16 protein-coding genes are annotated in these 23,793 nt (G+C 45.3%); 3 read left to right on the top strand and 13 right to left on the bottom strand.

The genetic code is table 11. The features are described 5' to 3' along the window. The first annotated feature begins 20 nt into the window (after positions 1-20). Positions 21-980 carry an Rpn family recombination-promoting nuclease/putative transposase gene (locus BJP34_RS16840; protein WP_070393342.1) on the top strand — a complete coding sequence of 320 codons (960 nt, stop codon included), beginning with the start codon at positions 21-23 and terminating at the stop codon, positions 978-980. Positions 981-1,016: 36 nt separating this feature from the next. Here the strand turns inward: BJP34_RS16840 and BJP34_RS16835 are convergent, their stop codons facing one another. From BJP34_RS16835 to BJP34_RS16790, 10 genes are all read right to left on the bottom strand, one after another. Beyond that, positions 1,017-1,196, bottom strand: a complete 180-nt coding sequence (locus BJP34_RS16835) for a hypothetical protein (RefSeq protein WP_070393341.1) — start codon at positions 1,194-1,196, stop codon at positions 1,017-1,019. Positions 1,197-1,373: 177 nt separating this feature from the next. Then, on the bottom strand, positions 1,374-2,681 hold the full coding sequence (locus BJP34_RS16830; RefSeq protein ID WP_070393340.1) for a DUF4157 domain-containing protein: 1,308 nt from the start codon (positions 2,679-2,681) through the stop codon (positions 1,374-1,376). A 33-nt stretch (positions 2,682-2,714) separates the two neighbouring features. After that, positions 2,715-2,972 carry a hypothetical protein gene (locus BJP34_RS16825; protein WP_070393339.1) on the bottom strand — a complete coding sequence of 86 codons (258 nt, stop codon included), beginning with the start codon at positions 2,970-2,972 and terminating at the stop codon, positions 2,715-2,717. 12 nt (positions 2,973-2,984) lie between these two features. Continuing rightward, entirely contained in the window at positions 2,985-5,204 is a 2,220-nt protein-coding gene (locus tag BJP34_RS37010) for an ATP-binding protein (RefSeq protein WP_229424409.1), read from the bottom strand. Positions 5,205-5,236: 32 nt separating this feature from the next. Then, complete coding sequence (locus BJP34_RS16815; RefSeq protein ID WP_070393338.1) at positions 5,237-6,523, bottom strand: DUF4255 domain-containing protein; 1,287 nt, start codon at positions 6,521-6,523, stop codon at positions 5,237-5,239. Further along, positions 6,520-8,274: a hypothetical protein gene (locus tag BJP34_RS16810; protein WP_070393337.1), complete on the bottom strand. Its 1,755-nt coding sequence runs from the start codon at positions 8,272-8,274 to the stop codon at positions 6,520-6,522. The genes BJP34_RS16815 and BJP34_RS16810 overlap by 4 nt, the downstream gene beginning before the upstream one ends. Then, positions 8,274-8,933: a phage baseplate protein gene (locus tag BJP34_RS16805; protein WP_229424408.1), complete on the bottom strand. Its 660-nt coding sequence runs from the start codon at positions 8,931-8,933 to the stop codon at positions 8,274-8,276. The genes BJP34_RS16810 and BJP34_RS16805 overlap by 1 nt, the downstream gene beginning before the upstream one ends. Before the next feature lie 356 nt (positions 8,934-9,289). Continuing rightward, positions 9,290-9,814: a phage tail protein gene (locus BJP34_RS16800; protein ID WP_070393335.1), complete on the bottom strand. Its 525-nt coding sequence runs from the start codon at positions 9,812-9,814 to the stop codon at positions 9,290-9,292. Between the two features lie 10 nt (positions 9,815-9,824). Continuing rightward, complete coding sequence (locus BJP34_RS16795; protein WP_070393334.1) at positions 9,825-11,423, bottom strand: phage tail sheath family protein; 1,599 nt, start codon at positions 11,421-11,423, stop codon at positions 9,825-9,827. A gap of 257 nt (positions 11,424-11,680) precedes the next feature. Next, positions 11,681-14,086 (bottom strand): phage tail sheath family protein, encoded by a 2,406-nt coding sequence (locus tag BJP34_RS16790; protein ID WP_070393333.1) that lies wholly within the window; start codon positions 14,084-14,086, stop codon positions 11,681-11,683. Between the two features lie 107 nt (positions 14,087-14,193). On the opposite strand from BJP34_RS16790, the gene BJP34_RS45630 reads away from it, so the two are divergent. Further along, positions 14,194-14,340 carry a hypothetical protein gene (locus tag BJP34_RS45630; RefSeq protein ID WP_168166513.1) on the top strand — a complete coding sequence of 49 codons (147 nt, stop codon included), beginning with the start codon at positions 14,194-14,196 and terminating at the stop codon, positions 14,338-14,340. 18 nt (positions 14,341-14,358) lie between these two features. Here BJP34_RS45630 and BJP34_RS16785 read toward each other — a convergent pair whose 3' ends face one another. The 3 genes from BJP34_RS16785 to BJP34_RS16775 all read right to left on the bottom strand — a co-directional run bounded on the left by BJP34_RS16785 (position 14,359) and on the right by BJP34_RS16775 (position 22,050). Beyond that, on the bottom strand, positions 14,359-14,592 hold the full coding sequence (locus BJP34_RS16785) for a hypothetical protein (RefSeq protein WP_070393332.1): 234 nt from the start codon (positions 14,590-14,592) through the stop codon (positions 14,359-14,361). Positions 14,593-14,930: 338 nt separating this feature from the next. Beyond that, on the bottom strand, positions 14,931-19,454 hold the full coding sequence (locus tag BJP34_RS16780; RefSeq protein WP_070393331.1) for a DUF6519 domain-containing protein: 4,524 nt from the start codon (positions 19,452-19,454) through the stop codon (positions 14,931-14,933). A gap of 40 nt (positions 19,455-19,494) precedes the next feature. Then, on the bottom strand, positions 19,495-22,050 hold the full coding sequence (locus BJP34_RS16775; protein WP_158517260.1) for a phage tail protein: 2,556 nt from the start codon (positions 22,048-22,050) through the stop codon (positions 19,495-19,497). A gap of 88 nt (positions 22,051-22,138) precedes the next feature. On the opposite strand from BJP34_RS16775, the gene BJP34_RS16770 reads away from it, so the two are divergent. Continuing rightward, positions 22,139-23,590 (top strand): DUF4157 domain-containing protein, encoded by a 1,452-nt coding sequence (locus BJP34_RS16770; protein WP_070393329.1) that lies wholly within the window; start codon positions 22,139-22,141, stop codon positions 23,588-23,590. The last annotated feature ends 203 nt before the right edge of the window (positions 23,591-23,793 follow it).

The following is a 23,793-nucleotide window of genomic DNA, read 5'->3' as shown; positions in this document are numbered from 1 at the left end:
GTCATACCAGCACACCAACCATGGCTACCAGACATATACGCTTTGATTGGGCCATAAAAAGACTACTGCGCAATAAAGCCAATTATGTAGTCTTGGAAGGGTTTTTAAGCGAGTTATTACATACACAGATCAAAATCCAAACCCTTCTCGAAAGGGTCGGAAATCAACAGACAGAGGAAGATAAAAGCAACCGTGTCGATATTCTGGCGGAAACCGAAAACTCCGAGTTAGTCCTAATCGAAGTGCAAAACAACTCCCAACTCGATTATTTTCATCGGATGCTCTACGGAGTTTCCCAGCTAGTCACCGAATATCTTGAACAAGGAGAAGAGTACGGTAAAATTCGGAAAATCTACTCAGTGAATATCATCTACTTTAACCTCGGTAAAGGAGATGACTATATATATCGTTTGCGCTCGGAGTTCATGGGAGTGAATCAAGGAGATATCCTGGAACCTACCCTAGCTCAAGAAAGAAAATATACTATACAAAAAGTAGCAGATATCTTTCCAGAATACTACCTGCTGAAAGTAAAGAACTTTAAGGGGACAGCGAAAAACCACCTAGACGAATGGATCTATTTTCTCAAAAACAGCGAGATCAAGGAGGAATTTGAAGCCAAAGGCATGGTGGAAGCCAAGGAAACCTTAAGAGTCAATAATCTCTCAGACCAAGAAAGAGCGGCATACAAGCGTTATATGGATAACAAAAGTTACGAAGCCAGTATCTTGAGTACCCAAGAATTTGAGGCGCAATGGCAAATCGAACAGATTGAACAGGCAGAAATTCGAGGTAGGGAAGAAGGGAAAAGAAGCTTACTATTAGGACAGTTGGAGCGCCGTTTCCCAGAAATAGCCTCACAACAAAGAGCAGCTATCGTTGGGTTGAATTCCCAGGAAATAGATAATTTAGCAGAGGCCATGTGGGATTTTCAGAGTAGCGATGATTTGCTTCACTGGCTACAGGAATACTCTATTTAGGGTTTGCTGAATAAATCTGTTCGTCCTAGTAAATTTTTAGGGCGTCCATACAGGTTCTCCTCCCTTGATAATGCCTGAGCGATCGCCTGCTGGGCTTTCTGTTTGAGGTGTCAAAGTCTTAGCGGGTAGCTCACGCACCGCACTCCGTTGTAGTATCCAGTTGTCGGTATCCTTCTGGGGAGACTGGTTGTTTTTCCGAGCATATTGATGAGTCATTGATAGTATTTTCCTTTCCGGTATTCTACCTATATTTTTGAAAGCAACTGCTTGGCTTGGCTATCGGGTGCTACTTCCTTTAGGGAACAAAAAAACGACTGTTCCATTAGTGTCCGGATACTTTATGTTAAAGGGAAGACGCACTATTAAAATATAAAATAGTCTCTCTCTTAGTCTTCAGGACTTCTTAAAGAATGGAAGCTTAGATTTAAGCCATCCTGTTTTGCTGCTCTTTTTGTCACCATACTTCTTCTGTTCGGGAACTTGGTTTAACTTATAGGCTGTTAGTTCATCGACGTACCGCGCCTCATCTAGCGGTTTATCAGGTTTGGCAAAGCACTCGAATCCTTCGGCAATAACTGCGTTGCGCTCTATCGTGTCTTGCCTCCCATCAGTCAGATCCATCAACCTTTTCTCCCACTGTTCTACCGTTCCTACAAAAACTTCCGCTTCTTTTGGCTTCATAAACTGTCCGATAGTTACATCGATAATATAAGTGCTGCTATCTATCGTAGCTTTTACAGCGACATGACTCTGACCCGTAAGTATCTCTCGCTTGCCATCTGTTGTTATCATTCGTCCTTCGTTATCATTCCCCTTTCCCCGCCACCAAACATATTTAGCAAGTTTTAGCTCTGTTTGACCCTCTATAGGGCTAAGCTTCAAGTTATTCCATAATTGTTTGGATACTTTTAAGCAATCGGGCTGTGATGTCGCCCACGGTGAGACACGACTCCTTATTTCTTCTATTTTTTCATGTCCTCCCTGTAATTGTGCAACCTTGCTATAACCAGTTTGACTGGATACATTAATGTCCTGGTTGTCCCGAAACCCATAATTTCGATAGTCGTATTGCAAGGCAGTTTTACCCATTTGGTCAGCCTCTCGTTCTAAAGCTGCATTATCATTAATAGCAACTCCTTTAAACTGCTGAGTTGCTTTTACTCGCCCTTGCTTTTGTTGAACCACATGCCATGCTTCGTGTGGGAGGTGCTTTTCTTGCCCCGGCCCCACATGAATTTCAGTCCCTTGTGCATATGCAGTTGCCTGCAACCGGGCAGGCTTAGCCGAACTACGATGGACTCTCACATCATTCATCGAGTAGCCAGAAAGGTTTTCAATGCCTATTTTGAGGCGATCAGGCAGACCAGTATTGTTTGGGGCTTCAACCTCAGCTACCTGCTGGACTGGGGTGTCTCCAACATCCGCTACGTTCTGCTGGTGTTCTTTTAGTTGACAGACCGAGTTATGATTTCCCACTGAAGCTGCCATCAGCTTTGGCTGCACCACTAGCGGATCTTGGTTGTGGACTGGTATTTGCATCAAGTCCAGTTGAATGCCTGAGCGATCGCCCGCTACAGTTTCTGTTTGGGATGTCAAAGTCTTAGCGGGTAGCTGACGCACCGCACTCCGTTGCAGTATCCAGTTGTCGGAGTTCTTCTGGGGTGACTTGCTGCTTCTGCGAACATCATATTCACGAGTCATTTCCTTTCCTTTCTACCTATAAAGAACTGGATATTATTTAGTTAATTGTTCGTAAATGGATTGAGCCACCATCTTTCCTAGGTGATCGGGACTTGTTTTCCCCTTTAATTCCAGGTCCACTTGCATACCCGGTATTCTAGAATCTTGTTCTAGACTATGGGGCAAGCCCTTCTCTGCTAACAGGCGGGCTAATTCAGTTTCGACAGCAGCTTGCAATACCCGACGCATACTGCGGGGTAAGTCAATCCCTTCCCCGATTACTATCTCATTGATTCTCAGATTTACGCTCATTTTTAACAAATGTCATCTCAAGTCACCCAGGATTGAGAACTCCCGAAAATCAGCCTCATTTATTAACTTGTCCAGTTTTTTGAACTCCATCCGCGCTGCTCGCATGACAACATCCATTGTCACCGATTTACCTTCTTCTGCTGCCATAAATGCTGCATTCAATGCTATACTGTGTATATTCCCTCCTGTAAAATTAAAGCGACTTAACCGCTCCCAGTCCAGCATCTCTCTTGGGGTTTCTTTCGGGAAGGATTTCTGCCATATTTTGGCACGTTGATCCACCCCAGGAAAAGGAAAATTAACAATAAATCGTAAACGCCGAAGGAAAGCTCCATCTATGGAATTTTTCTTATTGGTTGCTAGAATGGCCAAACCGCGATAAGCCTCCAGACGCTGTAGTAAATAGTTAATTTCGATATTGGCATACCGGTCGTGGGCGTCTTTGACTTCCGAACGCTTGCCAAACAAGGCATCAGCTTCATCAAAAAACAGAATAGCCCCGCCATCTTCCGCTGCATCGAACAGACGACGCAAATTCTTCTCTGTTTCTCCTATATACTTACTCACCACCGTAGCCAAGTCGATCCGATACAGATGCAAGCCCAGAGCCTTAGCAATCACTTCTGCAGCCATTGTTTTCCCCGTACCGCTTTCTCCAGCAAATAAGGCACTTATCCCCTTGCCTCTATTCATCCGCTGGTGAAAACCCCACTCTTGATAGACTTTACCTCGCTGTCGCACTTGGTTGGCAATTTGACGTAATAGATTTGTCTCATCTTTTGGTAAGACAATATCCTGCCAACCCGCTTTCACATCTATGCGCTGTGCGAGAGTCTCTAATTTGGGACAGGTTATTTCCAGACAACCATCCCACAGTTGCTTGAACAGGAAATTATCTTCCTGGGGTGGTGGCGAAACCTGTTCAATATCCTGGACTTCGGTTACTTTCTGTGTTTCGGTTACTTTCTCTGTTATCGTATTGGGGATGCCGATTAACTCGAAGCGATCGCGTCCGAGATTAGCACTCGTCGAGTCTATCAAATTTAAATCAGGGACTGTTGGTGCAACCACCTCGTGCTCTACCTTTACCTGTTTCGTATACTCTACAGGTTGGAGATCGGGGGACAACACTTTGCGGACAACTTTCTCAATTTCGGCAATATTTAAGTTAAATTGCCCTACCAGGGGCATGACTAAGTCGCGACTTACAGTTCCTAAAGCCTTCTGCCAGGCTTGTATTTGTTCTCCCGATGTCGGTTTGGTAATATCCCAGCTCAAGCTTTCCCCTTCTAAAGCTGAGGTTTTGTCGTAGATGTCGATAAAAAAGAAGCCATTCCCCCGTGCCAAAAAACGATAGAATGCTGCCATTTGCCCCTGAGTGATATAGTCTTCGCAAGACTGCACATCTAAATAAAGTGCCACCTGCTCCAGTAAACTTTCCCGCTCCCACAAGCGAGCTATGGTTTCTAAGATATGACTATCGGTTGGTAGTAAGGCGATTGGCAAGCGATAGAGTTCCAGGCTCAAACACTGGCAAACTTGCCAGGCTACCAGTTGCTTGCTAGCTGTATCCGCTCCCAACAGTTGGATCCCCTTTGGCTGGGGAGCATCTGTGTTATGCTGGAGCTGATTAATTATTCCTTGTACTGCTTTTTGGTGAGAAGGTGGCAGACTGTTTTCCGGTTGGGTGTTGCTGTTTTCCGGTCTTTTCCATGGCAAGACCAGCTTGGCTAGGCGATCGTCTAAGTAGTTTAACCCCTTGATATAATTGATAATTTTTTCATCGGCACGTAGCGGACTGGTAATCGAGGGATCGACCCCAGATTGAAGAATTTCAATGAGTTGCCAATAGCGCAGGGGTCTTTCAGGAGAAACGATATCCCAAGCCGGAGCCTCGAAAATCATAAAGGCGAGGTAAAAGGTCGGATAGTTGCGGTTGTTCCCCTGAATTAAACCATATAACTGCGGAATGTTTTGGTTCAATTCCATGGCGACGCACAGCAGCAAGAGGTTTGCTTCAAACTGGGATAACTTCAGTTGCTGTTTGAGTCTTACCAAGGCTGGCGCAGGTTCGACTCTCTCTGCTGCTATCATCGTCTTTTCTGCTGCCGCTAGCTCAGCCGCAGTTGTCCCTTCTCTTTGAGCTTTCTGCTCCAAAAGGAGTACCAACCAAGCCATGGCTGCTTTCAGGTAATAATTGTTGTTTTTTTGGAATTCTTCTATATTATTCATTACCTATAGGATTTTATTGTTTCTTGTTAAATTCAGGATTCCTGTATCGTTACCTTCTGGTCTTCTTTAAACTCAGGTGGCTGTTTTGTGAAGTCGATGGGGATGCTATCTACGCCATCTACCCGCAAACGCACGACATAGGTTCCTGGAGTGACATTACTGACATTGAACGTCAGATTTTTTTCTAATATCGGGTCTTGGCTTTGTGGTGTTGGAAATTGGTAAGGAATAGCTAGATCTCCGAGTAACAAAGCAACCTCTTGTCCTTCTTTCACCGCTGGGTTGCAGGTTAAGGTTAACCGATTCCCTCGATCCGGGTAAGTAATTGCTGTTACCTCTGGGACTAAGGGAAAAGTCATGGAGTTCGTTATCCGAGTGCGATCGCTCTCCTGGACTTGTACTGTGACAGTGTAAAATCCAGCTAGCCACTGCATTCTCCCGTCAAGGGTTACCCTGATCTGAGTGGCCGAAACATCTTTTAGGTTTGTCAGTACAATCGGATTTTCTAGATGGGGATGTCCGCAGTGGACTTCCTCGCTGTTTTCCAGGTTATACCCCTCAAGAATCAAATCCTTCCCTACTGTAAAGTAACTTTCATTCTGCGGTAGTTTGATGGCTGTGAGACTAGGTAAGGGCGGTATCGTACCTGTCTGAGAATCGGGACCCCGGTCGTCAGCACCGCGACTCAATACTGGCAGTGGGGTTTTGACTGGAATCTGGCTTTCTATCAATACCACAGAGATTTTATAAGCAGCGGAAATGCGATATTGGGTTTGAAATGTCCCCCATAGTTTCGATATCTCTTCTATGGATAGGTTATTAGGTGTTACGCTAATTCGTTCGATCTGATTTGCCAGATTACTATCCTCAAGCAGCTTTTTTTTTGATTCGTCTAATAATCCCTGGTCTATGAATCCCGGTTTTTTGGCAATTGCCCTGTCAATATCGTAGGTTCGGATTAAGGGATGGTCGTGCAAGACACGCATGGCTACCCCCAGCAAAGTTTGGCTTTCGGTATCTTCGTTATCTTTTCCGTAAGCTGTAATCAAATAATATAGATTTAATGCCAATGGGGGTTTACCTGTTTCTCCTGGTTTGACCTTATTCGGCATATCTAAATTGCGCCAGGCACTATTGGGATTAGTTTGGTAAAGAAAGATGTTAATCTGATTTTTTTCCTGTCCTTCTTTCCTGGCTTCATCTAGAGGTTTTGTTGTGACTATTTCTAGAGTTCCACTGCCTAATTCTTGGAGTGCTCCTTCCTTAATTAGGAACTCTAGCATTATCGTCACCCCAGCAATCGCCTGCGAGTTACTCATATGTTGTTTCCATTGCGGTGCTTAAGATATTCATCTAGGGAAAGCCTTGGACTTGAAACGGTTGACTGCATCCTACGGGATTGCTGAACAGGTTTCACCGCTGGTTTAGTTCCTCGGACTTCTATCTTACCTATGGTAACCTGAATAGTGGGTGTCGAGGCTATGGATGCTTTCCGTTCTTCTGCTAGCTTTGACTCTAATAATTGTAAGGGATTGTTCCCGATTAGATTGTCTTCTAATTTTACAGGTCTGTCTGTTTCTGTTTTTCCCGTTTCTCCCCCTTTTTCTACTCGCGCGATCGCAGTTTCTGGTGCCAACTGACTCAACTGGTCTTCTCGTCTGGATGATAATTTTACCCCATCCTCTATTTCCTTTAAGGCTCTTGGGTTTTCTTGTTCCAAGAGGGGCAGACTAGTTTCTGATTCTTGGTTGGAAAACCCTGGTGCGGTTAGCTGATTTTCCGACTGTACTTTCCCTCTCGTCTTGGAAGCGATCGCTTTTCTCGGCTGTGGTATATTCCTGCTTTGTGTCGATAATTCCTTGGAGTCTGGCTCCTTGACTCCCCTTGACTTCAAAGGACTTTCTAAGTCTATTCCTTTCTCAAGTTCTAGGGACTTCACCGTCCTTGAGTCCACTTTCCCCTCAGTAACGGGTTGGGAGGGGGCGGTCTCCCTGACTGACTCCGTTGACTTTTCTTGGTTTCTTGAGAATAGCTTGGCTGTGAATGTCCTTGGCGGTGTCTTGCCCGATGGTCGATCTGGATTTACAGATTTTTTTGACTCTCTAGAATCTACCTCATTTCCTCCACTTTTTCCGTCTCCCGAGCTAGGGTTTTGCCCGACCTCTCTAGTTTCTCGAACCGACGTTAAAACGTCTTTTATTGGGGAATCGTTCTGCTCATTTCTCCCCAACTGTTTGACTTCTCTAGTGTTAGGAGCTTGACTTTCTAACTCTCTAACTCTCTCCACTGCTGGTGGGTTCACGTTTCTTGATACCACGTCCCGTGGAGTAAGGTCTTCCCCTGGTGCGATCGCGTTTTTTTTCCTGTTGTTTAACCCTTTACTTCTTTCAGGGCTTTCTAACTCTCTATAGTCGGATTCATTTCCTCTAATTACCCCCTCTAACGAGCTTACTTTTTGATCAATTTCCCTGGTTTCTCGACTGGACTTTAAGACTTCTTCTGTTGGAAAATCGCTCTCCTTGTTCTTCCCTAACTCTTTTGGTTTTAAAGGCTTCGCAGACCGTTTATATTCTCCCTCTTGGGAAGCGATCGCATCCGGACTTTCTCTGGAAATTTCTTTTAATTCTCTTCTTGTTTCTAGCTCTCGCACTTCCTTCGTTACCCTTTCCCCAAGTGACTCTTTATTTTCTGTTATATCTCCCCCTATATCTCCAGAGTTACTCTCTACCCTTTGTATTTTTTCTAACTCTATCCCTCTGCTTCTCTCCCCAATCTTTTCTCTACCTACCAACTCTTGAATTTCCTCCATTCTCTCTAACTGAAGGTCAGTAGTGATGGGCTCATTTGTTATTGGATTATTTGTTGGTGCGATCGCGTTTTTTTCTCTGTTCCTTTTCTCTTTTTCTTGTGACCTTAAACTCGGATCACCCTCAAACAGGCTAGGTATTTCTAGATTGGCATTTTCACTGGCCATCGCCTCTTCTGGAGCAAACCGCGAAGCTATTCGGGGTTGCACTACGGGCATTAACCCCAAGGTCCGTCTTGCCAGTCTGGTAAATAAATCTGCCATTAGCCCACTAAACTTAAATAATATTGTCGTCGGAGCGTACTCATAGATAAGATATCCGCCTCTCGCCATCCATAAAATCGGGCTAACAGGTGTACTTCCTCGAGAATCCTCTGGGCTTTGGCACTGATTTCTTTCCAAATAAACCAAACTATATCTAACATTACCTGCCAATTGTGACTGCAAGCTGGACAATCTAGATCTAATAGTATTTCTATTTGGGGGTCTGCTGCTGCTATTGCCTCTACCATTTTTTCGATCACGTCCTCTGGCAGGTCATTATACCCCCACTTTTGTCCCCATCGGCTTGCTCCCACCAAACAGTTTTGCCTCAGCTGTCTGGCCGCTTTCTCATCATCTTTGCTTCCCACTATTCCAGCCAAGTCCCAGCTATTCGGCAATCTATAGTGCAACTCCCACTCCCCGACGTTGATTATATACTGTTCTGCTTCTGGTTCCCGCAGTTCTACCAAGCGCATCTGGGATGTTTTCATGGTAAACTCTAACCGTTCGCTACATTCGGGACAGTTTACCCAACTATTCATTTGCTCCCCGAAGGTGATTTCTCGTAGGGTTAATAAATAAGCGTCCCGCTGTCCGATACTCATAGTAGCCAGGGTTGCCCTCGGCTTTTCCGGACAAGCAAAACTCAAAAGAGTCAACGCCCTGTCCAGGGGATGTTGACTCTGTCCTATTTCCCAACAACGTATTAGCTCATTTGCTGTTAGTGGTCGCATTGGACTACACTAGACCTCTTTTATAAGTCTCATCAACCTTGGTGATTATAAGGCAAAAGGCAAAAGGCAAAAGGCAAAAGATAAAAGGGATAGATTTTGATTTCATATTTATTTTTGCCAGAGGTCTACTAATTTTTTAATCCGATTCTTTTTGCCCATCAGCCTTCCTTTTATAGGACTACGCATTAAGGTGTTTGACATTGATAAAAGCAGCAAAAGCTAATGCACGTCAACTTTTGCCTCTTGCCTCTTGCCTCTTGCCCTCGCGCGTAGCGCTATATCTATGCCGGTTCAGTGAAACTGGGTTCTGTCGGTTCCGTCACGTCATAGTCACGTTCCCATCCTTCATTTTGCAGTTGAATGCTCTGGATTGCGATTTCGTTGCCGCTTGCATCCAACTCTGGTAATGCTTGGAATTCCGATACCCAGCAGCGATATACTTTATAAGCGATCGCTACCTGTCCGGCTTCGTTCATCACCTCGATAATGATATCCTTGCGGAAGTCCTTCAAGGACACTTCCGATCCCAAACCGGAACCGTAGTTCCAGACCTTATTAGCCCATTGTTCAAAGGCTGGGTCGTGGGTTACCCCCCGTTCTAATGTAATTGCTTCGTACTTAGTTTGTCCTGGGGATAATCGGGAACTGCTGGGGTCTCCCCCTGTGCGATGTTCTATCACTTCGGTGCTCCGACTTAAGGCACCAACTTTACTAACTCCTGCTACGTAGTTCCCATCCCATTTGACCCGAAATTTGAAGTTTTTATAGGGGTCAAATCGTTCTGCATTTACTGAAAATTGAGCCATGGTTTCCTCTTTATGATTGTCCTGCTATTTGTTGGAACTTGAGTATTACGAATTCTGCGGGCTTGAGGGGGGCAAATCCAATTAGGATGTTGACAATCCCCCGGTCTATATCGTACTGAGTCGTTGTTTCCTTGTCACACTTGACAAAGTAAGCGTCCTTGGGGGAACTGCCTTGAAATGCTCCTTGCTTGAAGAGATTTTGCATAAACGCGCCGATATTCAATCGCAGTTGGGACCACAGGGGTTCGTCATTGGGTTCAAATACAGCCCATTGGGTATTGCGATACAAGGTTTCTTCTAGGTATAATGCTAGTCGGCGCACGGGGATGTATTTCCATTCCGAAGCCAGCATATCGTCTCCTACCCTGGTGCGGGAACCCCAGACGATTCGACCCGCTGGTGGCATCACTCGCAAGCAGTTAATCCCTTTAGGGTTCAACTCCCCATTTTCAGGATCCGTCAGGGGGACGCTCAGACCTATAACTCCTTTTAAGACGGCTTCCAAACCCGCTGGTGCTTTCCAAACTCCCCGGCTTGCATCCGTGCGGGCAAATACTCCTGCTATAGCCCCGCAAGCGGCAAATATTTCGATTTGATTGTCCTTAAGGGGGTTTGGCATGATCAGGCGCGGGAAGAAGATGGCTCCATTGGTACTGACTGACCCGACTTGACTTGATTGATCAATCCCTGTTTTCGCATCATCCTTACTCGTCCAACTACTAGGAGAGTCGATAATCATCATGGCGCGGCGCTTCAGGCAATATCCCAAAGCGTCGTCAATTAGACTTGAAGTTATATCCCCACCTGGTACGAAGGGTGGGATGCACAGCAAGTTAAACAAGTCCGTATTCTCTAGGGCATAAAGTCCCTCTTTGTCTCCTTCCTTTCCTGTACCAGTGAATTCTTCTTGTGTGATCGCATCTCCATCTGAGCCTTCATCGCCTGATTCTACCTTATTTGAGCGAGTATCGCTCCACAAATCTTTTTTCAAATCCTCTTCGTCCAAATCTTGATCATTTGGCGTTGGAATAGGTAGATCTGCTGTAACTGTTCCATCGTAAAGCACTAGGTTTGAACTATTTTCTAGTACCTTATCTACTTGTCGAGGGTGACCGTACTTCGCCGAAACATTGAGGAATGTTTCTACTTCCTCTGTCTCTCCGTCTCTTATATAGAGATTGAACAATTTATCGGTTTCGTGTGTGCCCTCATCCGTAATGCTTGAGGGAAAAGTCCTATCAACCCGCGCCCGCAGCTTGTTTCCCCATACTCCCACGTTTGCAGCTTTTAAACTAATTTGATTTTCACCTGTTTTACCTGCCTTCAAAGTTGCTTCTGTTCCATTCTTGTGGAGTCGGACAATCACCGCCTGACTGCCGCCATTAGTGTAGAAATCTCGCACCGCGAAACTCATGGTACTGTGATTCCACAATCCGCCAAATATGCGCTCGTATTCTCCGTAGTTATTAATTAGTATTGGCTCATCGGTCGGTCCCCGTAATGCCCTACCGATAAAGGCTGTGATTGAAGTGGCTACGCCTGTTATCGTGCGCACTCCTGATGGAATTTCTTCGATATAGACCCCAGGATAGGTTGGTGTTACTGGCATTTCTCTCTCCTTTTTCCCTTAGTTATTTTTTTCTTTGGTCGGCAGTGCCCAACCGACCGATTAGCCATTTTCTAGTAAGCATTCAGCTATCAGCTATCAGCTATCAGCTATCAGCTATCAGCCTATGCGCTACGTCCCAGCCTTGAAGCCTGTGCCACGCTACTTGAGGTGCTATCAGATCAAGGCTGACTGCTGACTGCTGACTGCACCTCAAGCAGCGTGCGCGTAGCGCATATGCTTACATTTTCTAAGCTTATTTATGATTGTCCAGCTATCTGCTGGAATTTCAGAATCACAAATTCTGCTGGCTTCAAGGGTGCAAACCCGATCATGATATTAACTATCCCCCGATCGATATCATACTGGGTTGTGGTTTCCTTGTCACACTTGACAAAGTAAGCGTCTTTGGGGGAGCTGCCTTGGAATGCCCCTTGCTTGAAGAGATTTTGCATAAACGAGCCGATACTTAATCGAAGTTGAGACCACAGAGGTTCGTCGTTCGGTTCAAATACGGCCCACTTGGTATTGCGATACAAGGTTTCTTCTAGGTACAATGCGAGTCGCCGTACCGGAATGTATTTCCATTCGGAGGCTAGCATGTCGTCTCCCACTCGGGTGCGCGAACCCCATACTATTTTACCCGCTGGCGGTCTATTCCGCAAGCAGTTAATCCCCAGAGGGTTCAACTCTCCATTTTCGGGGTCTGTCAGGGGGACGCTGAGGGCGGCCACTCCTTTTAAGACTGCCTCCAAACCCGCTGGGGCCTTCCATACACCCCTGGTCCCATCGGTGCGGGCGAAGATTCCTGCCACAGCCCCACAGGCGGCAAATACTTCTATTTGATTTTCTTTGAGAGGGTTAGGCATCACGAGGCGCGGGAAGAAGACGGCTGCATTTTCACTGGTAGACCCCACGTCTGTCTTAATCCCTGTTTTTGCCTTTCCCTTACTATCCCACCCGCTAGGAGAGTCGATAATCATCATAGCCCGGCGTTTGTGGCAATAGGTGATAGCTTGATCAATTACCCCTGTTTCAACATCTAGTCCATTAGCCTCCTGTTTGTAGGGTGGGATGCAGAGCAAGTTAAACAGGTCGGCCTTTTCCAGAGCATAAATTCCTGTTTTGTCCCCTTCTCCTTCAGTAAAGTTATTACTTTCCAGGGGGTCGCCATCTCCTGCACGGTCTATTGGTTGCACTCCATTTGAACACAGTTCGTACCACACTCCTTCCGCCTTAAATTTCTTCTTTTCTTCTTCTCGGGACTCTGGGTCAATTTGCTCCTCTATCTCTTCCCATGTGCTAGCATTCTGCTCTGGTCTAGCACTAGGCAATGTCCCAATTACCCGTACTAATTGTGAATCTTTTTCCAGTACCTTCTTAATGTATCGCGTTTCGCTTTCGTCAACAGATAGATTCTGGAACGTTTCGACTTCTCCCGTCCCTCCATCCCTGACCGATAGATTGAACAATGCACTGCCGTCTTCTAGTCCCTCATAGTCAACCCGAGCCCGCAATTCGTTGCCCCAAGACCCCTCGTTTGCTGCTTCCAGGAACAGTTCATTAGTTGTTCCTACTGATAATTGTGCCTTCTGCCTGATCTGCAAGTCAGCAACTATTTGATCGATGTCTTTTGTATACTTCTCATCTGACACGTCAATCTTGAGTGAGGTAACAATTATATCGACTCTTCCTGAATAGTCTTCTGCTGAAACAATATTAATTAATCCATGGCTTTCGAGCACATTACCAATGATTTTATTGACTTCTTCTTGGTACTGATCAACGTTTAATTCATCGGATAAACTATAGATATTTATCCCAATCTCTTTGGCTATCTTTCCTGGCACTGTAGTTTGGTCTGGCCAAGTGTTAGGATCGTTGCTTAGCTGCTCAGGTTGAGTATCTAAATTAGTTTGTGCCGCTAAAATACCATCGTCTTTGTTTTCTGTATCTTTAATATCGTTTACTACTGGAATTACGTCCTGTAATTTATGGAGTTCGATGGCAATTTTTTTAGCTGTCTGCCCTCGCTCTGTATTTTGGTATGGCCAAGTTTTAGGTTCGCCTCCTGGTGGAGGAGTTTTATTATCCAAATGGCGTTTTGCCTCTGTAATGCCACGGGCTTCATTCCCTGCATTTTTAATGTCATCTACTGCTGCCCAGACATTAGAGTTATACATCTCGATTGCAAAGTCTTTGGCTATCTTTCCTTCCCCTGTGCTTTGCTCTGGCCAATTGTTAGGATCACTTACTGCTGGAGGAGGTGTAATATCTAAATGGTTTTTTGCCTCTGTAATGCCATCCTCTTTCTTTTCTGTCTTATCCGTGTTAGCTGCACTTTGAATTGCACTTACTGTGTCCAACACTTGGTTGTCGGTTGTAGCTTGCATTTCTCCAGGATTGAACAGTCGAACAATTACCGCCTGACTCCCGCCGTTTGTGTAGAAATCCCGTACCGCGAAACCCATGGTACTCTCATTCCACAATCCGCCAAATATGCGCTCATATTCTCCGTAGTTATTAATTAGTATTGGCTCATCGGTCGGTCCCCGGAAGGCCCGACCGATAAAGGCTGTAATTGAAGTGGCTACACCTGTTATCGTCCGTACCCCCGAAGGAATTTCTTCTACATAAACTCCAGGATAGGTTGGTGTTACTGGCATTGTTTATACTCCTTTTTTGTTCTTATTGTGATTAATTGCTCTTGAGTTAACGTTTCTAGGACTCATGAGGTACAGTTGGATTTGAGGCCGCATCCCTTAAAACCCTATTGCCTATTGCCTATTGCCTATTGCCTATTGCCTCTTGCCTCTTGTCTCTTGCCTATTGCCTCTTGCCTATTGCCTATTGCCTCTTGCCTCTTGCCTATTGCCTATTGCCTCTTGCCTCTTGCCTCTTGCCTCTTGCCGACCTATGAAAATTGCTATACATCCGGTCAACTGTCAACAACCCCTGCCTCCGTTTCCACTGGCTGACCGTTATTTTCCGCTTCATTTTCCGCTTCTGTGAACTGCCTCAACTCTTCCTCAATAACCTGAATAGCACCGCTAATACGCAGTAAGGTTTCTCGCAGATTCATTTGCTTGGTTTCATACTCAGCCAGGAGTTTTTGACCTGCATCAAATTCGGTTTTAAGGGATTGGAGACGCTGTTCTAATTTCTCTTTCATGGTTGGTTTGTACCTACTAACGTTTGGTTTTGGTCAAGCCCCCTAAATCCCCCAAATTTGGGGGACTTTGAGAGTCTTGTTCCCCCCAAAGTTGGGGGGCTAGGGGGGCGGGGGACTTTGAGAGTTTTGTTCCCCCCAAAGTTGGGGGGCTAGGGGGGCGGGGGACTTTGAGAGTCTTGTTCCCCCCAAAGTTGGGGGGCTAGGGGGGCGGGGGACTTTGAGAGTCTTGTTCCCCCCAAAGTTGGGGGGCTAGGGGGGCATAATACTCAGAATCAGCTAGGAAAATCCGTCCCGTAACGCACCATCTGGTCTAGGGGGCTAATCTGGGAATGATGTAATTACTCCTTATTGAGAGCCTGCAACTGTGTGATTTTAGTTTGCTGCTGTTTAACTTGCTTGGCCAGTTCCAAAATTTTCTTGTTTTGCTCCTTAATAGCTTCGATCAGAGGGGCAATAAGCTTAGAATAACTCAGAGACTTCATCCCCTGGGAGTCAGTGCTTACTAGTTCTGGGAACACCTCTTCTACCTCTTGGGCTACCAGTCCAATTTGTGTTTCTTGGGTAGCTTTTTGCTCATCTTTCCATTGGTAGCTCACGCCCCGCAAACCTAGGATCTTTTTAAGCCCGTTTTTTAGGGGCTTAACATTTTCTTTTAACGTTGCATCGCTTGATAACGCCAAATTATGAGCTTGTATTTGGCCATTAACGTCTAGTTTGAGGTTAGTTACAGGAGATTGTCCTCCCTCTCCTGGCACTTTCCCAATCCCGACAGCACCGCTAGTGTTCAAAACAATATGATCGTTAGAGTCATTAGAGGTTCCAATTTCAAAGGTAGTGTTTTCAGCACTATCCTCACCCTCTCTGGCGTAGTATCGTATCCATGCTGCATCGGCTCCACCGCCTCCAGGATTTTTTGGAAATAATATACCAGATTCCTGTGTGTTCCCAGCAGCAGGCATTATCGCTCCACCGCTTACTTGCAGCTTTGCTTGCGGAGCTGTTGTGCCAATACCAACACTTCCATCTACTGTTAGAGCACCATCTAAGTTCGTGTTCCCTGCGATCTCCACATCTTCCAGTACTGACAAAGTACTGGTGAGGGTACTTTCACCTGTCACTGTCAGGATGTCGATTGTCGAACCACCTGTTACAGATAATGCGTGGTCTGGATCTACCGTCGCGGACCCGATCGCCACCTTGCCACTATTAACAACCACATCCCCTTGCTCGACAACCAGTCCCAACGTATTAACACCTGTATGACTCCCATTAACGGTGAAGGTTGGATTAATTCTCAGCGCTGCTAGGACGTCATTATTTGCTGAACTTGTCAAAGTTGGTGTGATTTCGGTGGCATTACTAGTACCAATCAAACTTGGTGCTACTTCTAGCTTGCCTGTTAATTTAGTAGCACCGGCAACGGCTAACTTATAATTTGTTTGGGAGTCACCCCCGATGCCGACTTCTTGAGTTGCTTGATTTACCTTGAGGGCAATAGAAGCATCTTGACGGATTTGCAGATCACCTTCTAAGAGGGTAGAACCCCCTTTCACTCTCAACTTATCCGATGTTGAGGCTATGGGTGTCCCGATCACTAACTTTCCCGATTCTACTTCTAGATTGCCATCGTCGAGGACTACATCACCTTTGGTTACATGTAGTCCCCGGTTCTTTACATTTGAGTAAGAATCTGGATTGTTGAAACTTGGCTCAATTCTTGCCGCTGTCAGGATTTCGTTATTTTGTGTAGCAACTAGTTCTGGTGTTACCGTCAGCGTTTCTAGATCTGTAGAACCAAGAACGCTCAAGTTTGTATCAAAACTGACTAATTGGTTTGCTTCCCCTTTTACATACAACTTTACATTCTTACCATTTACAACGTTTGACTGGGGTATTACATCCGCCCCAATACATACATTTCCCTTGGCAATTAGCAAAGTTGGTTCAGTTCTACTACTATCACCTGTGATGTTCAGTGAATATACATCGGTCTCGGCATCTTCATTTACTTGTAACTTATGATTTACAACCAAATTATGTAAGTCAGTAGTTCCCGTAACTTTCAGCTGATTTGTTTCTGGGTCATCAGTACCGATGCCTACATTACCATCTGGTTTAATGACCACCCGATCCGCTAACGTCCCGTCCTGACCTGTGCTAAATCTTAACTCCCCTGATGAAGTACTTGAACCGTTTCCTTCTACTACAGAATAAATAGCTGCTGCTTCTTGAGCTTCTTCTTTGTATTTTGTGTCTTCCTCATCTTCGGCTTCCTCGTCTATCCCCTCCTGTGTTACTATGCCCTTTTTCCAGACTATCCTGCCATTAACCAAGGCACTGTCGTTTGCAGCAAACAGGGACAGGAAATCTTGGGTATCACCTTCTTCTAGCTGGACTTCTAAGGGGCTAATAACCTTTAGCTTCCCAGAGGTATGCTGGGTTTCCAGTTTTCCATGGATCAGTAACTTATCTTGATTTTGCTGACCCAGTTCCACATTACCTGGTTCTCCTTTCTCTGCATGGTAGGTTACCTTACCGTAAACCTCCAGATCTCCCGCCACTTTCAAGCGTGCTTTTGTAAGATCATCAGGATGCTCTGGATCTTTTCCAATATCTACTAAATACTCTTGGTTTCCGTTAACAGTTAACTTGGGTCCAAAGGCGACACGCCCCTCTTCTACTATCAACCCATACTGGGCTGCTTCTGTTATTCCGCAACTACATGTATCCTTAAAATCAGGCTTAATGTACAATCCGACTAGCTTGTCGTTCGAGTCCCTGGCATCCACTTCCGGTCGCAGGTCTACCCCGATCCGGTGTTGGTCGTCTTCTTCATCTCGTGTTCGAGTTTCACGGCCAATGCCAACTTTACCTTTTTCTATCATCAACCCAAACTTGTACACCGGACTTTGACCGTTCTCATTAAAGTTTGGGTTTATATATAAGGCCGCTAACTTCTGTTTATGCTTTGTCGCTGTCACTTCCGGTCGGAAATATACCCCTGTGCATAAATCCTGTTTGTTTGATAGGTCTTGTTGCTCGTGACCAATTAATACTTCGCCGTTTTGAACTTTCAACCCATAGTGTGAAACATTGGTCTTACCATTATTATTAAATGTGGGATCAATATCCAAAGCTGTGAGAGTGTTGTTATCAGCATAAGCTGTCAACTTCGGTGCCAACTTCTGACCGATGAGTTCATTATTAGTATCGTCATTAGTCAAGTCTGGATTTACCAGTAGCCCAATTGTTTCGTCGGGAGGTTCTGTTCCAATGGCGACCACACCCTTGAGCCAACTTGTCCCTTCTACAATCAGGTCTTTATTACCAATAATACTCAGATTGTCTTTGGTAAGGCGCATCACCTCTTCTTCACAGATGCTGAAGCTGATGGCCTGATCGACGGGATCTGGTGCTTTTTCTTCCAGTTCATCCTTCCAATAGCCCACATTCAAAGTGAGTTGCTTTCCACCTTGAATCTCGAGCTGGTCATCAGTATGGAATGGTTCTGTTTCTTGATCACGGCGGGCATCATTGTAGCTATGTACCCCAATTGATAACTTCCTTCCTTTTGGTACAACCCCGTTATATAATCCCGTTTCCCGCGCCATCTCCGTCAGGGCTGGGAAAATTTCCCGGCAATCCTGGAGCACTGTCCAGTGAAGAGTGGGAGGAGTGGGATTATCATTGTAATTGACAATCGCCAATGGACAGTAGTGATATACAATCCCGTCTGGTTCTTTGTCGTCTGCTGGCCACACAACTTCTTGTTGAGAGCGGGTTGGGATTAACCAATAATCTCCGGTCCTGTATTTTTCATTTCCTGTATGGACAAACTTGACTTGTAGCCCTTTTTCCAGTTCTATAAAATCTTGGCTATCTTCTTCCTCAGAGAGGAATTTTATCTCTCTTGCATTTGCTTCCCAAATCCGTACAGTTGTGATTTTTTCGTCAGGGTTTAACTGATCTATTTCTTCCTGATTCCAAGTATCTTGATTTATAGTTAGTATCAGTCCATCATTACTTTCTCCTACATGATCTACTTTTAAAAAGAACCCTGGTTCACCTGTTTTTACACGATCTTCGTCTGTAATTTCTATCCACCACTCTTTCCCCTGTTCTTCTGGAAATTGGATTTGATTATTTTTTAAAACTGTAACCTTATGGGTTTCAATTTTTGTCACTTTTGCGGCCATGGAAGCATTGTTTCTCGCCCACTTAAACGTAGTATCCTCTACATTGTCCGCAACTTGGTGTATTTCTACCCTGTAAAGATCGTTGGGCAACGCTGTTCCACTCTTTACCTTAAGTTTCCCTTTCTGCTGGTTCTCACTCAGTAAGGTTTTCCACTCGTGCCGCCATTGTTCCTTCTCGGTCAATTCTTGTGCCTTTAGCTGCCAGTAAGTCTCGGTGCGAGTGGTCGTATCGGGTCCCCCCAGGGCTGGCTCTAGCAGGTCTTGGTCTTCTATGGCTGTAATGTGATGCTGCCATACCTCTAAATAAACTAGGAAGTCCCCTGGATTGGCAGTTGCTGCCCCTTCTGCTGCTAATATACCCGGGACGTCTGTTATCTCACGCTGATAGCCATCCTGTAGAGTTTCACACAGGATACCTTCCACATAACATCGTCCTTCAGCCAGCTTAATAATTTGTTGGGCATTATCAAACTCAACCTTAAAACTATTCCGATCTGGCACTCCATTGAGTCCGATAATCTCCTTGTTCGCGATCTGCTCTCTGTAAGCAATTATATCTAGCTGTTCGTTCCAGTCCGCATCTAACAATACCCGACCTTGCTGTAGGCGAACGCTGCTGTAACGGTTGCTTGGATCAAATGTCCAACGAGTAAAATCCCCTTTCATCTGTTTAACCTCACCTGTTATTTTTTGTTAATTTTTTTGGTTAATTTTTATAAACTGTGCTTACTTCCATGCCCAAGCGCAAGTATTCATCCAAACTGGCTGCTAAATTTGCCTCTTGTTGCGGTCGCTGCAAATTATTGAACGCCCCCATTTCAGTATTATTTTCTGCGCCCTTTTGGATCTCTTGAGGGCAACTGAGGCTTAACTGAGCATAACCCGGTTGACCGTACTGCTGGGATGTAAAACTTGGCTGTAGTTCTGAATTCTCCAAAGTCTTTGGCTGGCACTCATATCGTTCTGGTGTAGAGTAATAATAATTTTCTTTTTTTGGTTCTTCTTCTGTCGGTGGTGGTTCTGTTTCGATTTGGTAACCCACTGGTGCGTAGCTATACCGCAGACCGCCACTTCCTTGTTTTTGCGCTTTTACGGGTTCCATAAAGATTGTTTCCGAACCCAACTCCATTTCTTCAATATATACTCCCCCAAAAATTGTCGAGCGCTCGATTTTTGTCACGAGTCCATGGTGTCTTCCCAACGACCGGATTGCTGCCGATCCGGCCCCATCGATTATACTATCGCGCAGTGTCAACGCTCCACTTTCAATGGGCAAGTTTACCTGCCCAACAATACTATTAGAGATTGTCACTTTGGTCTCCCCAGAGACTTCGCTAATGCCCACAACAGTTTCTTGGTGTTGGTCAGGGGATCGCTTGGGTCGAATCGTACAGTGGTCTACTTCTAGTTGCGCCTTTCCGGCGACGATGACTTTACCGCCACAAAGCAAACCATTTAGCCGTAACGTTGACCCCTCAGCACCGCTCACGATCAGATCCCCTCCCAAAGGACTGATCGTCGGTCGGTAACCATTACCTGCTTCGATTGTCAAGCGATCGCACGAACCGAGTTCGATCAGCAATGTATCGTCAACTACAGGTGCTGTATGGCTGCGCGCCGTAAAGTGGGCTTGATTGTCCATTATCCTGATCGTGTTGTGGGACTCGCCGCTTGCCTTCCAAGCGCCGATGGCTTCGGACAGGGATGTATACCAGTTTTCGGTAGCCTCTGGAGGCATTTTTCTGGCTACCCACCGAATTGTTTCTGCGTCCTGAACCAGAGCTTGACTCCGATTATAAGGACCGCCTCCCATATTAGCACTAAAGCCATAGCTGAAGTTAACTTCTAAATTATCCCAACCCGGATCTTCGCCACTGGCGAACATTAGCCGACCCAATTCCACATCTACGGCGATTTTACCGGGTGGCGGTTCTTCCCAATTTGTTAATCGTTGGGCAATAATCTTTTCTGGTGGTATGGCTGGATATTCTTCCCCTTTATTTTTTCCACGCTTTATATATATCACCAGGCTGCGCTCAGGTCCGTAATAGTACTCGCTATTGAGTTCTGGTTCTGAGGGATCTACCTGTGGCGCTGGCACTTCCTTGAGGTCAACGGACTTGCGATAGTCTTTTGCCATTTTTAATAGACTGTAAGTCGTATTTTCCGTCTGCTGCTCCACCCAATCATTAGGATAGATATAATCGTCGCCATCACCTAATCGGAAGATTTTAATGAATTTTTCATCAGTTTCCTCCTCGGGAGTAGGCGTTTGGAAAGGTCTTAAATCTTCCTCAAACGCCTTATGACTGATTGGGATCGGAAGTTCAAGACTGTCCAATTCATGAGCCCATAGATTCTGATTTTCTCTACTTTTCGGCTGATTGAACAAAGGCATATCGTAACCCAAGGGGTGAAAGGTATAGCAACCGGTTTGGTTGATTACTGGCCAGTCAAGTTTAGATTTTTTCTTGAGCTTGTGCCTGTAATAGCCATTCCTATTGCTTATCACTCTAGGACTAACCTGTAGGGTATGCTTGCGCTGGCTAGGGGAGGTATTAAAGCCAAAAACCGCCTGTTCAAATTCATATTTGCTGGTATCATCCCTGGTATCCCAGTGCCTAATATCTACCGCTTTGATAGGTAATTCTGGCCTATAGCATGGGGTAGAGCGTTTTATTGGATAGCTTTGTAGTCTCCAAATAAATAAACTGAGACTTCTGAGATTGTATCTGATTTGATTGCCATCAAAAGCACGGATATCTAAGGTATGAGCATTACTGTCAAATAAATCCTGCATCGCCACCATTGCCGTACTTTGAGTCAGAGCAAACGTGGCAGCGGACTGGGGGCGGACTCTTTGGATATACTGAGTGGTGAGGACGTAGTTGAACATTTCCACGACCCGCACTGTCCAACCCGTGGTATTCTCAATGGCTAGCTCTAGGGTTCTGGGAGTCCCTTTATGCCTGCGATAGCGAATCGCATTACCAATGCGACTGCGCTGAACGGGTAAAATCTTTTCCGGGTCATTTAAGTCTTGAATCCCTACCAATTCAGCAATGTAGGGCAATACCCATTCATCGCAGGTTTCAATGAACCAGTTTTCGTAGAGGTTATTGATATCGGCTTCGAGGATGCCCAGTTCTTGCTCGACGATCGCCAGCAAGGCCCGCAGGGGTTCGTCTAAAAAGAAATCTTTCCGACGGTAGATAGCTGGTAATAGCTGGTATAGTTTTTCCCTGACCATGTTTTCCGTCACCGTTAACATTACTTGCGGAAATTGCTATCCATAAAGTTCAGAAACCATAATAGACTAATCCCATCCAAAAACAGAATAAAGATAAAAAATGACTCGTCAATATGTTCGCCGAAATCATGAGTCTCCCCAGAAGTCAGACGACAACTGGATACTGCAACGGAGTGCGGTGCGTGAGCTTCCCGCAAAAACCTTGACTCCACAAACCAAATCCCCAGCCAGCACTTACACAGGGATTAAACTTGACTTGATGGAGATACCCGTGAGCAATTACTCGGCTCAACCTTCCCAACCAAAGATGCGATCGCATCCGCCCGTGCAACAGCTCAGGACTAAGGGCATGCAAGAAGCCCAAGGAGAAGGAAGAAGGGGCGAACACCAAACCCCAGTCCAGCGCCAGGAGGAAGAAAAGAAAGCGGAAAACAAAACAGGGTTGCCCGATCGCCTCAAAGAAGGAATTGAAAGTCTGTCGGGTTTTGACCTCTCAGGTGTGCGCGTTAACTACAACTCTCCCAAACCAGCTCAACTGAATGCCCATGCTTATACGCAGGGGCAGGGGATCGAGGTTGCGCCCGGGCAGGAACGGCATTTGCCCCATGAAGCTTGGCATGTGGTGCAGCAGAAGCAGGGAAGGGTTAAGCCGACGATGGAGGTTAATGGGGTTGGAGTGAATGACAATCAGGGGTTGGAGCGGGAGGCTGATGTGATGGGGGAACAGGCGGTGCAGATGCGATCGAGGGCGATGGTGCAGCAGCAAAAGGAGAAGGGAGTAGAATCGGTGAGCAATGCCCACACTACAAGATCTGGCGATCACACTATCCAAAGACTATTAATCATTGACGGCTCACCAAAAAGTTGGGCAGAGGTCTATCTAGCCCATGTTTATCCAATGCGTAATGAGATTATGCAAGAAACTGGGGCGAGAGAGAATGACATAACCAGATTGCTTAAAAAATATGACCAAGAAAATGTTAATTTCTCCAATATCAGTAAGATAATAGAAGTGCTAAAGCAAGAACTTATCATAGAAAGACAGGAGACCAGTATCTCTGATTTGGAAATACTTACAGAAAGTGAAGGAGATGATTTATTTGAGGAAAGAGACGAAGAACTTGCTCTAATTAAAGATTCAGTTAAGGGAAACAAACTTTATCGTTCCATGAGGACTGATGAAATAGAAAATGCTATTTCATCTCAAAAATTGGAAGCCATTGGGAGTTTTTTTTCACCTTCTTTGGATTATAGCCTCCAATATTTGAAAGGAGAAAAAGCAAAGGGATCGCAGTATGATGGCTTTGTGGAAATTACACTCAATATGAACGTCTATGAATTCTACCAAAACATGCTAGAAAAAGGATTGGTGCATTTTCAGAATGCCGGAAAAGCGAAGAAATTATTTACGCAAAATAAAACAAAAAAAGGAGCTCCCTACCTACTTAAACTGGAAGGAAATGTATTAAACATACAATTAGTAGAAGGAGGGGATATTTCCGAGCTCAACAATGAAATTCACTCCATAAAGATATTAAATGAAAAGAAATAGACCATAAGTACGGAAGGGGAGCATGTCACTTTTGCAGAACATTTGTACTAAGGTAATAGGTAATGGGAACCCACCCCTAACCCCGACCAGGAGGGGAAGGTAATAGGTAATAGGTAATAGGTAATAGGGGGAGCTAGTCCTGGATGAATATTTGTACATTATCTATAGCCCCCTCATGGGTTTAAGCTTGGGGAGCAGGTCAA

It is taken from the genome of Moorena producens PAL-8-15-08-1 (genome assembly GCF_001767235.1).
Taxonomy (GTDB): domain Bacteria; phylum Cyanobacteriota; class Cyanobacteriia; order Cyanobacteriales; family Coleofasciculaceae; genus Moorena; species Moorena producens_A.
This window is presented reverse-complemented; position numbering and strand designations above follow the sequence as displayed.

Excerpts from the sequence above, each read along its gene's own strand:
- BJP34_RS16840 (WP_070393342.1), top strand. The coding sequence starts at position 21 with ATGGCTACCAGACATATACGCTTTGATTGGGCCATAAAAAGACTACTG.
- BJP34_RS16835 (WP_070393341.1), bottom strand. The coding sequence starts at position 1,196 with ATGACTCATCAATATGCTCGGAAAAACAACCAGTCTCCCCAGAAGGAT.
- BJP34_RS16830 (WP_070393340.1), bottom strand. The coding sequence starts at position 2,681 with ATGACTCGTGAATATGATGTTCGCAGAAGCAGCAAGTCACCCCAGAAG.
- BJP34_RS16825 (WP_070393339.1), bottom strand. The coding sequence starts at position 2,972 with ATGAGCGTAAATCTGAGAATCAATGAGATAGTAATCGGGGAAGGGATT.
- BJP34_RS37010 (WP_229424409.1), bottom strand. The coding sequence starts at position 5,204 with ATGAATAATATAGAAGAATTCCAAAAAAACAACAATTATTACCTGAAA.
- BJP34_RS16815 (WP_070393338.1), bottom strand. The coding sequence starts at position 6,523 with ATGAGTAACTCGCAGGCGATTGCTGGGGTGACGATAATGCTAGAGTTC.
- BJP34_RS16810 (WP_070393337.1), bottom strand. The coding sequence starts at position 8,274 with ATGGCAGATTTATTTACCAGACTGGCAAGACGGACCTTGGGGTTAATG.
- BJP34_RS16800 (WP_070393335.1), bottom strand. The coding sequence starts at position 9,814 with ATGGCTCAATTTTCAGTAAATGCAGAACGATTTGACCCCTATAAAAAC.
- BJP34_RS16795 (WP_070393334.1), bottom strand. The coding sequence starts at position 11,423 with ATGCCAGTAACACCAACCTATCCTGGGGTCTATATCGAAGAAATTCCA.
- BJP34_RS16790 (WP_070393333.1), bottom strand. The coding sequence starts at position 14,086 with ATGCCAGTAACACCAACCTATCCTGGAGTTTATGTAGAAGAAATTCCT.
- BJP34_RS16785 (WP_070393332.1), bottom strand. The coding sequence starts at position 14,592 with ATGAAAGAGAAATTAGAACAGCGTCTCCAATCCCTTAAAACCGAATTT.
- BJP34_RS16780 (WP_070393331.1), bottom strand. The coding sequence starts at position 19,454 with ATGAAAGGGGATTTTACTCGTTGGACATTTGATCCAAGCAACCGTTAC.
- BJP34_RS16770 (WP_070393329.1), top strand. The coding sequence starts at position 22,139 with ATGACTCGTCAATATGTTCGCCGAAATCATGAGTCTCCCCAGAAGTCA.